Below are 1,245 nucleotides of genomic sequence, written 5' to 3'. Positions count from 1 at the left end.
GACGATCACATCGTCGACGGCCCGCGCTTGCGCTCCGCCATGTGCCGTCCCAGCGCCTGCTTCTGCTTCCAGTCGCGGCGCCGCTCGGCCCGCAGCCGGGCGTCCGTACGGGCGGCGAGCCGCTCGTTCTCGCGCACCAGCTTGCGGTAGCTGCTCAGCCGCCGCTCCGGCAGCACACCGGACTCGACGGCGGCCAGCACCGCGCAGCCCGGCTCCGCGACATGCCCGCAGTCCTGGAAGCGGCACTCCTCGGCGAGCGCCTCGACCTCGGCGAAGACCTGCGCGACACCGCTCTGGGCGTCCCACAGCCCGACGCCCCGCAGCCCGGGGGTGTCGATGAGCACACCGCCCTGCGGCAGCGGCAGCAGATTGCGCGTGGTGGTGGTGTGCCGCCCCTTTCCGTCGCGGTCGCGAATGGTCTGTACGTGCTGCGCCTCCGCGCCGAACAACGCGTTGGCGAGCGTGGACTTGCCCGCGCCGGACGGCCCGAGGAGTACGGCCGTACCCCCGGTGAGCACCGCGGCGAGCACGTCGACGCCCTGCCCCGTCTCCGCGCTCACCGCGACGACGAGCACGCCGGGCGCGGCGCCCTCGGTGTCGGCGACGAGGTGGCCGAGCACGGTGGGGTCGGTGACGAGGTCGGCCTTGGTGAGCACGACCAGCGGCGTGGCGCCGCTCTCCCAGGCGAGCGCGAGGAACCGCTCGATACGCCCGAGGTCGAGTTCGGCGGTCAGCGGCACGGCGATGACCGCGTGGTCGACGTTGGCGGCGAGGATCTGCCCCTCGGACCGCTTGCTGGAGGTGGACCGTACGAACGCGGTGCGGCGCGGCAGCAGCGCCCGTACGTACCTCTGCTCCGGGTCGACGGCGGCCCAGTCGCCGGTGCACATGATGCGGACCGGGTCGCCGGTGGTGACGAGGGAGGTGTCGCCCCGCACGGTGGCGGTGGTGTCGCCGTCGGCCACGACGAGGTCGCAGCGGCCGCGGTCGACGCGCACGATCCGGCCGGGCACGAGCCCGTCGGCGGCGTACGGCGCGAAGCTCTCGGCGAACCCCTCGTCCCAGCCGTAGGCGGTGAGCGGGTGCGCGGACATGATGTCTGACAAGGGAAGACCCTTCACAAGGCCGGCCCCGGCGGCGCGCGCCGAACGGCGCGCGTAAGGAAAAGAGAAGAAGTCGAGTCAGCCGGAGACCGTGGGGGTGGGGTTGATGAACTCGTGAATCCGGGCAGCGCCCAGCGCGATG

Annotated in this window: 1 protein-coding gene; it reads right to left on the bottom strand. The window is 73.2% G+C overall.

Translation table 11 applies throughout. The annotated features are described in order from the left end of the window. Positions 1-5: 5 nt before the first annotated feature. A complete protein-coding gene (gene rsgA, locus ACFU99_RS44070) occupies positions 6-1,094 on the bottom strand; it encodes a ribosome small subunit-dependent GTPase A (RefSeq protein ID WP_384404474.1) in 1,089 nt (362 codons plus the stop codon). Between the last annotated feature and the right edge of the window lie 151 nt (positions 1,095-1,245).

This window comes from Streptomyces sp. NPDC057654 (assembly GCF_042800135.1).
Taxonomy (GTDB): domain Bacteria; phylum Actinomycetota; class Actinomycetes; order Streptomycetales; family Streptomycetaceae; genus Streptomyces.
Note: the sequence above shows the minus strand (reverse complement) of the source record. Positions and strands in the feature narration are given on the sequence as shown.